Source organism: Pigmentibacter sp. JX0631 (genome assembly GCF_029873255.1).
In the GTDB taxonomy this organism is placed as follows: Bacteria; Bdellovibrionota_B; Oligoflexia; order Silvanigrellales; family Silvanigrellaceae; genus Silvanigrella.
The window spans coordinates 3,538,790-3,551,129 of sequence record NZ_CP123622.1 but is presented as its reverse complement, the minus strand read 5'-3'; the positions used below and the strand labels follow the sequence as shown (position 1 = coordinate 3,551,129).

At 26.7% G+C, this 12,340-nt stretch carries 8 protein-coding genes; 3 read left to right on the top strand and 5 right to left on the bottom strand.

What is annotated here, in order from left to right; all coding sequences use genetic code 11:
- The first annotated feature begins 70 nt into the window (after positions 1-70).
- The gene (locus QEJ31_RS15325; RefSeq protein WP_280591463.1) at positions 71-1,606 is read left to right on the top strand and encodes a LysM peptidoglycan-binding domain-containing protein; all 1,536 of its coding nucleotides are present in this window, start codon (positions 71-73) and stop codon (positions 1,604-1,606) included.
- Complete coding sequence (locus QEJ31_RS15320; protein ID WP_280591462.1) at positions 1,603-2,613, top strand: hypothetical protein; 1,011 nt, start codon at positions 1,603-1,605, stop codon at positions 2,611-2,613. The genes QEJ31_RS15325 and QEJ31_RS15320 overlap by 4 nt, the downstream gene beginning before the upstream one ends.
- Here the strand turns inward: QEJ31_RS15320 and QEJ31_RS15315 are convergent.
- Entirely contained in the window at positions 2,568-3,605 is a 1,038-nt protein-coding gene (locus tag QEJ31_RS15315) for a succinylglutamate desuccinylase/aspartoacylase family protein (RefSeq protein ID WP_280591461.1), read from the bottom strand. The genes QEJ31_RS15320 and QEJ31_RS15315 overlap by 46 nt on opposite strands.
- Positions 3,606-3,746: 141 nt before the next feature.
- Between QEJ31_RS15315 and QEJ31_RS15310 the strand changes: the two genes are divergently transcribed.
- Positions 3,747-4,037, top strand: coding sequence for a hypothetical protein (locus tag QEJ31_RS15310; protein WP_280591460.1), 291 nt, complete (start codon positions 3,747-3,749; stop codon positions 4,035-4,037).
- Here the strand turns inward: QEJ31_RS15310 and QEJ31_RS15305 are convergent, their stop codons facing one another.
- The 4 genes from QEJ31_RS15305 to QEJ31_RS15290 form a co-directional block, all read right to left on the bottom strand.
- A complete protein-coding gene (locus QEJ31_RS15305; protein WP_280591457.1) occupies positions 4,038-5,006 on the bottom strand; it encodes a hypothetical protein in 969 nt (322 codons plus the stop codon). It lies immediately after the preceding gene.
- 75 nt (positions 5,007-5,081) lie between these two features.
- Positions 5,082-8,417, bottom strand: a complete 3,336-nt coding sequence (locus QEJ31_RS15300) for a UvrD-helicase domain-containing protein (RefSeq protein WP_280591455.1) — start codon at positions 8,415-8,417, stop codon at positions 5,082-5,084.
- A gap of 11 nt (positions 8,418-8,428) precedes the next feature.
- Positions 8,429-11,212: a PD-(D/E)XK nuclease family protein gene (locus QEJ31_RS15295; RefSeq protein WP_280591454.1), complete on the bottom strand. Its 2,784-nt coding sequence runs from the start codon at positions 11,210-11,212 to the stop codon at positions 8,429-8,431.
- A gap of 32 nt (positions 11,213-11,244) precedes the next feature.
- On the bottom strand, positions 11,245-12,117 hold the full coding sequence (locus QEJ31_RS15290; protein WP_280591452.1) for a DNA-processing protein DprA: 873 nt from the start codon (positions 12,115-12,117) through the stop codon (positions 11,245-11,247).
- Positions 12,118-12,340: the final 223 nt, after the last annotated feature.

Here is a 12,340-nt window from a genome sequence, read left to right as displayed (position 1 = left end):
TCCTTAAAATTTAAGCATTTCTCTAAGATCCGAAACAACAAAGCGGGAAAGTCTAAAAAGGGATTGAGATTTGCTCAAATTAAAAAATTTATTTCTTAAATTTTTGATCATTTTAACCGTAACTCATTTTTCTTGGAGAAATGAAGCTTACGCAAAGAAGCAAAATTTTGTAATTTACACGGTAAAAAAGAATGATACTTTATATAAAATATTAAAGAAATATAAATTAAATCCAATTTTTGGAAAAAAAGGATCTTTAAAACGCACATTAGATTTAAATCCAAAGAAAAAGAAATCAAAAGGAAATTTGATATATCCTAGAGAAAAAATAAAAATACCTTATTTCAAACTTAGAAAAGGAAATAAAGTAATTGCTAGTGAAATTATACGAGAAGATAAAGAAGTTGAAAAAAAAGAACCAGTTTTAATACTAAGCGGAATGTTAGAAAAAAATACTGTTCATTTAAAATGGGATATTTTTCCTGATAATTCAGAATATAAATATGAAGTAAAAAGAGCATTATCTGATGAAAATGAATTTAAAACAATAGAAGATAATATTACTGTTAAAGATTTTAAAGATAAAGATTTAATTTTAGATAAAGAATATAAATATCTTGTAATGGTTAAAGATGGAAATGGTCTTATTTTAAATTCAAATGAGTTAAAAATAATTTATAAACCAATTTTTTATACAAGCTTGAAGGGTATGTTAAAAGATAAAACAATTCATGTTGAATGGGAATCTATAGATGAAAACAGTAGTACTAAATATATTCTACTTAGAAAATCTAAAATTGAAGATGAATTTAAGTCTATTTTACTTAATAGTGTTGATACTAACTTTTCAGATATGAATATTCAAGGAAACAGAACTTACTTCTATCAAGTAAAAGCTATTAATGATGAAAAGGAATTAGGAACTTCTAATATTATAGAAATTCCTTCTTTTTTATTAGCCTATCATGAAAGTAATATTAAATTAAATGTAGGAACTGCATATTATACATATCACGAATATAATACATCCAATAATACTGACAATGTTCTTTATACTTCATTAAGTCCAATTATTGGTTTAGGTTACTTAAAAAATTGGAATGAACAGTTTGGGACTTATTCATCGTTAGAATTTTCTTATCTAGATTTTTTAAACAGTAGTTATTATAATATTTCAGGAAATCCTGTGTTACTATTTGGATTAAATTTAGGATTAAATTATCAATTACATAAAAATGTGCACATTCATGAAAAGTTAAATTTTGGAAAAGATGTAATATATAAACCATACAGTAATAATTCAAATTTACAAAGTATTTATGTTTTTAATAATATGCTGTATTTGGGTCTGCATTTTTATAAAACAAAATTAGTAGATATATTTTCTGAAATTGGCTATATTTCTTCCTTAAGTTTTGTTAATAATAATGGCCTAGGAAGTGGCTATGAAATTAATTTATCCATTCTTAAAGCTTTCGAAAATTTTGATTTTACTACAAAACTATTTTACATAAATAAAAATATAAAAACTTCTGATGTTAATTCTAATGAAGCAAATTTTGGTTTGATAGCTGAAGTAACATTTCCATTAGGGGAAAATCAATGAATTGTATACGTATTCTGATACAATTTATTTTCTCTAAGTATAATTTTCTTGTGATATTATTTTTAATTATGCAACCTTGTTATCCACAAAATGATGCTTCTAATTTAGAAAATTCAAGTACAATAGTAAATCCTATTGATCCTAAATTTAATGATATTGAAGTAATTAAACCAGATAATAACAATCCAAATACTGAATTAAAGTCGCAGGAAAATACTTCGCCAAGTACTGAATTAAAGTCACAGGAAAGTGAATTTTTAATCAACTCAGAAGAAAGTGATTTGAAAATTATAATGGAAAAAGAAAAAGCCAATAAAGAAACTTTGTCGATTGATAATAGAACGACTAAAGAAATAAGACAAAGTTTTTTTTCCTATGAATTAAATGGAAATATTCATTACTATCAAATTTCAGGAACAGATAAGAACTATAATATTTCACAGACAATTCTGTTTAAAGCTGTTACATTGCAAGAAATAGGTTTAACAGAAAATTGGAGTCCAGACTTAAAAACTTTCCAAAAAGTAAATTACTCAGTATTACAAGTTTCATCTTCAACAGCTGGAATTAATGTTTATAATTCATTAAATAGAATAGTTAATGCAGTTTTTGGGATGAAATACGATATTGTTGAAAAAATATATTTAAAACCTGAATTGCAATACGGAGGATTAATTGCATTTAGAGCTTTAAATTCAAATACCACTGTTATTGAAACAATTTTATTACCAAAAATAAATGCTACAATTGGATTTCATCTTTTTTATACTGACCATTTAGAGTTTAATGTATATGGAGTCTGTAATGGTATTATTCCTGTCCAAGTTCCTAATTATGGAACTGTAAATGGTTTTGGCTATGAATTTGGTCCAGAATTTATTTTTAAAAAATCAGATTGGTCAATTAGTACAAACCTTTACTATAATTCTTTTTATCTAAAAACTTCTCCAATAAATCTAAATTACTTAGAGTTTGGTGTACGACTTGGATTTTCTCTTGATTTGTAAGCAGAAAGCCATTTTAAAGGATGAAAATTCATCTTTTGAGCAATCACATAAAGTTCTCCAGGCAATGGTGATTTTGCTTGATTATTTTCATCACGCGGTGGATATTTAGGAAATAATAGATTTCCACTGAGCGGGGCTATTAGAGGTTTATTATTACCATCGAAGCCAATAGAATCATTTTTATCTATAAACTTAAAGTTACTAAATCCTTGATGAAGCCGTTTATTAGGATGATCAAATTTTTCTTTATACTTTATTTGCATAAATTCAAAATCTTCATTTTTATGAGCTAATTTTTTAATGGAACAGTTATGTAAATATACTAAATCCATATTTTTTATAGCTCTTTTCATTATTAAGTAAGCATAAAGTTCAGCATCTTTCTGAAATCCTTTTTCGCCAAGTTCAATAGTAATTCCTACTTTTTGAAGAGAACGAACATATTCATCTGTACACATCCCTAAATTTGAAAATGCTGCACCTTTCTTTCTAGTGACGTATGTATTAGCTATCCCAGTAGATCTAGCCCAATAGTAACTTTGGAAATCCATTTCGAAAATATAAAATGGGCGTAAACAAGGCATAATTGTTTGATGAAAATCATAATAAACATCTGCTTGTTGCAATAAAGGGGTGAGTTCTCTCGCTCTTTTTGCTTCAATAGTGGTATTTGTTGCTGCACTTTCTCCAAAGCTTCTATTCAAATCCATTTCAATAAAACGCACATTTTGCTGGGCTGCAGGTATGTTTCCTAAAAAGAAAGAAATTTTTCCTCCATAAGAAATTTTTTTAGACAAGAGATCCTGAATGATTCTTATAATTGCAGGTAAGGAACCTGTTTCGTTTCCATGTACCAAACCTGAAAAAACAATATGACCTTTATGTTTTTTAAAATCGAGGGTTAATGAATATGGAATTTCATTACTATGGTTTTCAGCAAAATTTGTGAAAGTTTTTAAGTTGTTTTCAAGATTTATGTTTTGTAATTTCACTTTAATGTACCTTTTGTTTAGATAAAGAAAAGATTCAAGCGGAATCTTTTGTTTGCAAAAATCTAGCATTTAATTTAAAAAAAACTAGTATGTTTTTTAATTCCCTCTAGAAATGATGATGGAAATTGAAAGGATGAAAAATTGCCTATATATGTTTATGAACCCACCCTTTGGTCACTAGAAGAACCAGTCAATGATTGCTGCTATTTTGAATCTATTCAATCTTTTAAAGATGAACCTTTAAAAAACTGTCCTACATGTGGACATGCTGTACATCGGAGTGTGACTAATTTTAGCTTATCTTCAACTAAATCTAGTCAGGAAAATACATCTGATCCATTTCAAGCATTGAATTCAAAAAACGATTCCCCTTCAGCGCGTGCCGCTAGATTGGCCATGCGCCATGTATGTGCTCAAGGTTGTAAACATTAATTATTTTTCAAAAAATAAAACCGTCTTAGGTTTCCGTTGGACATCGCGGATGGATTGATCGCCTCTAGCAACCACTGTTGCGCGGGTGAGTTTGCCTTTATCAACTTCAAAAATGAGAATTCCAATTTTTTGCAAGATCATAAAGATACCTAATCCAGCTCCTGGGTAACCTTCTTGAATGGGCTCTGTTTCCTTGTACCCCACACCAAATCTAATATATTTTGCAATTCCTTCACCCTTAAAGGTTCCAAATTTATCTTCAACACTTAAAACCAAAGTTGTATCTGAAAATAAACATTTTAATTCAATTCTTTCATTTTCTTCTAAAGCAACAGTTTGTGTTCTATCAATGTTACTTCTAGCTGGGCATGCATCCCAAATGGCATTCATTAAAAACTCATCCACAATATCACTTAAAATTTTTGCATATGAAGCAGATCCTGCCACGAGTTTATCTTTTTTTTGCTGGATGAGTTGTGAAAAGAAATCGGCTACTTTACTTTGAATAATGACTCTTTCAGAAGAATGCTCAATAGATTGTTCATAAGTTTCAGGAGATTTTAAAGACAAATTTTGGATAATATTTTTTGCTTTACTTTTTTTGAAAGATAATATTTGAATAATTACGGCTTTTAATATTTCTTGATGGATTAAACCTATTAAAAATCTTATATTTTTCATTTCTTCTTTGTATTTTTCAAATACACCAAGTTCTTTTTCATTCGGCATTAAAATCAATTTATCAGTAATTAATTCTTTTGCTTTATTAACAAAAAATAAAAAATCAACACCATCGCACAATATAAACTCGTTACCGGATTTGTTAAACTTTGTTACAATCTCGGTATTTGGTATGTTTTTTTGCAATACATGTGAGGTATTTTTACAAGCAAGTTCAATGGCATCCAGTTGATTCTGGTTGAGAATTTTGCTTAAATTTTCTGTTATGTAAAAGCAAACTGCAGACATTATTGTCCTTATAATATTGATTTAATAAAATTCTTACTTTTTTTTCTCTTTGGGTCAAAAACAAATGTCGGAATTCTAGTAGGAATTTTTTCTCATTAGTAAGCAGATACTTTCTTTGTTTGAGAAATCAAAAAAATTTAAACTAAAAGATCTTGTATCTAAAGTAAATAATTCTGGAATTAATTTTTTTGGGTAACAGATTGAGGCTAAAATATTACAAGGAGTATTTGAATCTTGGATATTGAGCTGACTAATGATTTCCATATAATTTATTATTTGCTCAATATGTAATTCACTTGGTATTCCTGTTTTATAATCTACAATCCACACTAAATTACTATTCAGAGATTGATCTTGCAATTCTTGAAAATTCAACAGCTCATTAGAAACTGTCTTAAATGTAGGGATAAATGGGAGATAAGCTAATTTTTCTATAGGTATAATTGCAACTAAATCAAGTATATTTCTTTGTGTCATAGTAAAATAATTTATAGGTTCAGCTTCTTTCCAAACTTCAAGCTCGTGATAAACCTTTTTTGCATGCATTTTTATAAAATGGTTTAATGTATTTGCTCTTGCCGGTTTGTTTTCTATAGCTGCATGATATAAGATTCCTTTTGCAATCGACTTCCTTGCTATGAGGTTTTTTTGGATTAATTCATTAATGTTCTCTGTTTTTCGTTTGCTAAAATCTTCCTCAATTTGTGAAGAAACTGTCTTTAAATTTAAAGTTTTTCTATAAATACCGTTTGCTTTAAAATGAAAGTCATTTATAAAATTCGAAGCACTAGAAGAATTATTAGTTTCATTTTTATCATTAAAATTTGGCTCATATAAATTAATAAATTGAGGTCCGAAATCATAAAAAGAAAAAGAATTTTGCTGACCTTTTAAAGGGACAGGAAAACTTTCATTATCCTGAAACCATGGAGGTTTCTGTTGCATAGAAATTTGTTTTCTACCTTGTTTTATTTTATCAGTAGTGAGATCAAAATTATTTCTTAAAAATTTAATAATAACCTCTTCTTCAAGATATTTTTGATCTGGGATTGTATCAATAGAAGAATATTCGGAAATATCATCTCGTAAACCAACTTTTTTTTGAACATGTCTTTTTGCTTGAAAGATAGTTAGTGAAGTTATGGCTCTTGTAAATGCTGTATAAAATACTCTTTGTCGTTCAAAGTCTAATTCAGCCTGTTTTCTTAATTCTGGATAAAAATATTTTTCTTTTAAGTTTCCTTTTGAATTGAATTCTTCAAAATAATCTTCTGCAGTGAATTTAGGATTATTTACCCTTTGTAATATAGACATATTTTCAATATCATCTTGTAACCATGTGACATCTATAAATCTTTCAGATAATGCAGTTACAAATTTACCACTTTGTTTTACACGGCCATTTTTTGGATAAAAGAAAACATGTTTCCATTCTAAGCCTTTTGCTTTATGTACAGTTTTAAGTTCTAAAGAATTTTGCTGCTCATGTAATTTATTAGTGACATTTTTAATACTCCATTGTTCTAAATTAATTGGTATAATTTGTTGGACATTTTTCTTATCTTTAATATTAGGTTTTTCAGATAAATTTAATTTAATTTTTTTTTCTAACTCATTTGAAAATTCATGATATAAAAGTTTTTTAATTAAAGCGTCTGCAAATGTATCCATACTTATAATAAAATGGATAGAATTTATGTCGATGTATTCATTATTAAATAAGTAAAATATTTCCCAACGTAATTGTTGCCAAGCTAGAAAAAAGTTATCTTTTGCAACTTTTTTATATTTTTCAATCAGTTCTATGACATTACTAAGGCTTTTAGATTTTGATTTTTTATCTATAAAGAAATTTTCTATTTCATCAAAATTAAGCTTGCAAATTGGACTTATTAAAAGTATAAATAAATCATAGTCGTCATTTTCTTCTGCAAGACATTTTATTAGTGATAAAGAAACATTATATTCTAATATATTTTCTATTTTATTATTTTTATCTACTGAAATATTAACAGGTATATTGTGATATTTTAAAAAATTATGAAATTTTATTATATCTGAATTTTCTTCGCATAAAATAACCATATCATTCCAATCGCATGAAACAATACTTCTCCAATAATTTATGAATTTTACATAGCACTGAATAGAATAGTTTTCTAAATTAACTGAATTTATTTTTTTTAGTAAATCTTCACTAGAATTTATTAACCTTGAATTATTTAATGAACAAGTTACAATATTTAAACTTTCTATGGAATTAGAAATGTCTTCAAGACTTTTACCTGGGTCTAGGGCATTTTCTGCAATATATTTTTTCAAAGCCTCTTTGTAGAAATAAGAATCTTTAAATTCTGCTGGAAATCTTGGATTGCTCCAATCAAAAGTAATTTTTGATAGCGCATTAATTTTATTTAATAATTTTGGATTAGAACGAAAGTTTTTTTTCAATTCTAAATGTTCCCAGTTAAAATGATTTTTCAAACCTTGGAAAACATCAACAGAGGCATTTCTAAATCCATAAATACTTTGCTTCGGATCTCCTACTACGATCATTCTAGCATTATTACTTTGAACTAAATGGTATAAAATATCATGTTGAATATGATTAGTATCTTGGTATTCATCAACAATGAGTTCTTGAACTTTTATAGGAATATTTGATTGAAGCTCTTCTTTTAAAAATAAAGTTCTATCAGAGTATGTAAATTCCCCTCGCTGAATACGTTTTAAATATTCTTTCCTAGCAAGAGAATGGAACTCTTTAAGCAATAGTTGAGTTGCTGGATGCATGTTACTTGCAGCTATTCTAATATTTTCATTTGAAGTAGCCAAAAATGTGTCATTACAGAGAGCTTTTAAAATGTAATTAAAAGTTCCTGCAGTTTGTAAAAACCCAGTATTTAATGCTCCTGATAGGAGAAAATCGATAGCTATTGCTAATTCTCTGAGCTCTAACTTGTTACTTAAAAAATATTTTTTAATAGATTTTTTAAGATCATCTAGAATAATACTTTCATCAATTAACTGTAATTTTGGGGGCATACTAAATTTTTGAACAGTTTGGTTCTTTTCCCACCAAGTTGGATATATACAATTTACTAGATCTGAAAAAAAACTATCGATAGTTGAAATATGCAATGAACCTAAAGATTCATTTAAATAATATTCTTTAGAAAAGTCATTTTCTATTCTCAAGCGTATTTGTTCGGCAGCATCATTTGAAAAAGTAACAATAAATAATCGAGCAGGATCTATTTTTTTTGTTAAAAGTAACCACTTTACTCTTTCCATTAGCACAGCTGTCTTTCCAGCTCCAGCTCCAGCTTCTATTAAAAGATGCTTTTTATTTGCCGAATGACTTGGATAGAAATGAATACATTTTTTTTGTTCTTCAGTAAAACTTTGCATAAAAACCTCAGTTAATTAGCTTCCTCTCCAAATGCATCTTCTGATTTGTTTGAATTTAATTTTGCTGGACATATGTTCTTGAAATCACAAAAATTACAATTTCCTTCCTTCAGTGGTGAAGGTTGAAAATAACCTTGTTTTAATTTTCTTACATATTCAGAATATTCTTTTAATATTTCTGAGAAAAATTTACTATCTTTTTTCAAAGGTTCGACAAATTCATAATTTAATATTGGATTTTGTGAAGTATCAAGATTCTTTAAATGAAATAAAGAAAAGCAAGATATTTGATTTCGGTTTATGTTTTCACCATCATCTTCAAATAAGTGTTTGTTAGCCCAGGCTAAACAATATAAAGCACCTTGGACGCTAAGTTTAGAAGATTTATTGTTTGGTCTTTTTAATTCTGAAGGAAGTATTGCGAGTTTTTTTTCTGTTTTAGGAATATTTGCCGTTTTATAGTCGATAATTTGAATACCATCAGGAGTGCAATCAATTCGATCTATTTTTCCTACTAGGGATATTCCTTCAATTTCAATTTGAATTGGTCTTTCTCTTTCTACTCCCACTAATGAGTTTTCTCTTTTTGCAGAAAGTTCTTTTTCAATGTAAATAAATCTATAAAATGTTCTTTTCAGAATTTCTCTTTCTTGAATTGAATGAAAATCATTTTCATTTGTATTCCATATTAAGTCAAGGCTTTCTTCAAATGCAGAGAAAATTTGGTCAAAGAAAATAAAACCATTTTTTATCAAAATATTTTTAAAACATTTTTTCCATTCAATAATTGACTGTGAAATAAAGAATTCTTCATTTTTAAAATGAAAAATAATTTCTTCATAAATTTTTGGCATTACTTTATTATAATTTTGATTTCCTAGAATTGTTACTAGTCTTGAAATTAGTTGTTCGCAAATTAAATGCATTTTACTACCAATTACTAAAGGGTCAGATTTTAAAAAATTGTCTTTTTCTTTTTTTATTTTAAGTACTTCTTGGAGATAAAAATTTAATGGACAATTTACATATTTTTCAAAGCTAGTTACGGATATTTTATTTTTATTATTAATTAAATATCTTTCCCATATTTTCCTATTACTATTTTCATTCAAATTAATACTTAAACTATTCGTAGAATTAAATATTAAATTTTCTCCGAAAAATTCGATATTTTTATTTATCTTTATATAGGGAGGAAATTTATCTAAATCTTCAATATTATTTAGCAAAAATGTAATTGGTATTAATGAATTGCAGATATTTTTCCAAAAACCTTTGTACATAATTTCACTAGCAGGAAGATCGATCAATACTCCATTTTTTCTCAACAGGGAAATAGCATTATTTAGAACCTTTACATTAAAACTTGAGTTTGTAGGGGCATGGGCTCTTCCAATGCAAATTATGTTACTAGGTGTTGAGGAAGTATTAAAAAAAGAAAGAGCTTTTGGAAGATTATTAATGGGATGTTGTTCCCCAATTTGGATAGTTTGCTGCAATAAAAAATTTTTAAGCAATGAATGAGTAAAGTAACTATTTATTTTTGTTTTTATTGAATAAATATTTGCTATTTTTTCAATTTTATCTGTATTTTCTACTAATGAAATGTATTCAATAAATTCATTGTAGTATTTATCAATTTGTGGATAAATTTCTTCAGCATTATGATAACTGATATTATTGGTGTCCCAATTTTCTATCATATTGTCATTGATAGGATATTTACCAGTTGCACTTGGCAAATAGAGTTTTAAATTTCCAGGGTCATAATCTGCTAAAATTTTGAAAGAATTGTTGGAGTTAATTTCTTCATCTATTTTTTTTATAAAACAGTGATTGTTATTTGATATTTTAATAGAAATATTAACATCACTTATATTGATATCATTGGAAGATTCTTTTATAATAGTTCTATTTATCCAGAAAAATGAATTTTTATAATTTAGAATATCTTTTGTTTTTAAAATAGAATTTTTTAAATCATCAACAACATAACTTTGAAAATTTCCAGGCCTAATAGTGTTTAGTAATTCATAATTATTTTCTTTAATATTTATTGAATTGTTATGGTTATTAATAAATTCAGGCGCTGAAATCCAAATAATATTACTTTTTAAAAAATTAAAAGGTAGTATAAGTTTACCTTCGAATGAATAAAGATGCTCTATGTAATCGATATTTAAATAATTTTTTACAAGAGATTGAAGGCGACTAAAATGAGTTAAACCTTCTTTACAAAATTGATAAGTTGCTATAATTTGCTTTAAAGATATTTCATTTATTTCTTGGACATTTTTTATTTGTTCACTATTTTGTGTTTCAAATAGTAAACTAGCAAGTGAGATATTTTCCGGCCAATTTATATCTATTAACGATAGAATTTGTTTTGCAATAGGCAATGAGTCATTATTAAAGTAATTAAACATTTTTAATGAATATTCAATGTATTTTTCTTGATTTATAACATCTAAATAAGGACTAAATATTAAATTTGGAATTTTATTTAGAATTGCTTTGTCACTTGCGGCTAATGAAGCACAAAAGTTTCTAGCTAAATTATCTAAAGTATACATTGAAATGCCATGTACAGAATTAAACTTATTTTTACTAGAATTAAACTTTTTTAATTCATAAAAAATTTGATTACGAATTGTGATTAAATCTTCTTTTCTCTCGCAAACTATAGACCAGTGATTGTTTTTTGTATTAGATTTTTCGCAGTAATGTTCAATAAATTCTGCTATTATTTTATAATTATATAGAAACATAGAATGTTCAAAAAATTCTTTTTTCATATAATTTCCTTATGAAGAAAGAAATTAGTGGATTACCCTCTAGATATATAACTGAGAGAATTTATAATTTCTAAGATATCTTTTGGTGATTGTATACAGTAAGCTCCATTTTTTATAAGTTGATTACAGCCTTCGCTATTTGAGCTGGTAATATCACCTGGAATAGCTCCAACATTGCAACCTAAATCTATAGCAGCATTCGCTGTTATTAGGCTTCCACTCGTTTTTCCAGCTTCTACGACCAATATAAAATCACAAATAGCTGCAATTGATATATTTCTACGTGGAAAATTCCATTTTTTTGGCGTACAATACTGATGGAATTCGCTCATTAATAAAGAATTTTCAGCACACATCATTTTATTGAATAAAGATAAATTAGAGGTTGGATATAATTGTTTTAGCCCTGAACCAATTATTGCACAAGTGTTTCCGTACTCAAAAGCGACTGCGTTTGCAATAGAATCTATTCCAATAGCACCTCCAGAGATAATAGTGCAACCAGCAATTGCAAGTTCTTTAGAAAAATCAGAAGCTATTTTTCTTCCATAAAAAGTTGGTTTTCTTGATCCTATTATTCCAATTTTAGGTTTTTTCAAAATTTGTAAATTTCCATAATATTGATATGCAAGTAAACATGGATGCTCCCATTTTCTATAAATTATTTTTTCAAGATTTTGAAAAGAAAGTATATTTTTCTCATAATCTTTTTTATGAATAGTTTCATAATTAATATTTAAATTGCATAATTTCGCTATTTTTTCTAAATTTAGCTCACTAAATTCAAATAAATATTTTCCTGTAAGTAAGTTTTGAACTCTAATTATCTCTTTAATGCTTAATTTTGTTTGCAAAAACCATAAATCTTTATCGCTTAAAATCTTACTACTACTGTTGAAATTCATTATTAAAATACTTTCTTAAGAAAAATCGAAGGAAAAAAAATGAATAAGAATAATTGAATTAAATAATTTTTTATTTGATTAATATAATTTTTAATTTTGATCACAAATTTTTTGTCTTTGTCCATATTTTAATGAAATCAAAAAAATGACGCATAAAGTTAAGATAATATTATTATTTTGCATTGGAAAAAATTTGACTAGGTAAATTCATTATGCTTTACTC